This is a genomic window from Nocardia sp. 852002-20019_SCH5090214 (assembly GCF_001665865.1).
Lineage (GTDB): Bacteria > Actinomycetota > Actinomycetes > Mycobacteriales > Mycobacteriaceae > Nocardia > Nocardia nova.
Genome location: NZ_LZMK01000363.1, coordinates 1 through 536, shown reverse-complemented (window position 1 = coordinate 536; position 536 = coordinate 1). Strand labels below are relative to the sequence as shown.

General features: G+C 65.3%; 1 protein-coding gene. It reads right to left on the bottom strand.

From position 1 onward, the window contains the following. Positions 1-503, bottom strand: a 503-nt coding sequence (locus A5780_RS43265; protein WP_231983117.1) for an acyl-CoA thioesterase domain-containing protein, incomplete at its 3' end; no start/stop codon positions are given. Positions 504-536 lie beyond the last annotated feature (33 nt).

Sequence of the window (536 nt, the reverse complement as noted above, 5' to 3'; positions counted from 1 at the left end):
GTCACATCGGCGTTGATGTAGCCGGCGCCTTCGGTGCCCCAATGACACACGTGGTTCGTGGAGTCACCCAGGATCGCTGCGCGCTGGAACCCAGTGATCGGTTCCCCGGCGACCAGTGGTGGCAGGTTCTGCCAGGAGATTTTGCGGTCGGCGTTTTGATTCGCCGCGAAATCCTCGGACCAGTCGCGATCGCCGCTCTTGAACAGCGGCGGCGTCCCGCCGGGCACAGCACTCTCCTGCGGCGGAACCGGCAGCGGTTCGTCTCGGCTCCAGAGCTGGCCAGGCGGTTCGGTCCCGGTGGTGAGGAAAACGGCTGTCGCCCTCACACGTTGCTGACCGTCTTGCGACAGTGCCGCGTCGGCAACAGTGATTCGAGATCCTCGACGGACCACCGTGCTGCGCAGATCGAACGCGGCGTTGTCGACCGGTTGATACAGGTCGACTGTGAGTCGAGCGGGGATGAAGCCCTCCGGGCAGTGGGTCTCGAGTTCCCGGGCGAGCATGCCGGCCACGGCTGTTCCGCTCAGTTTGGTCGG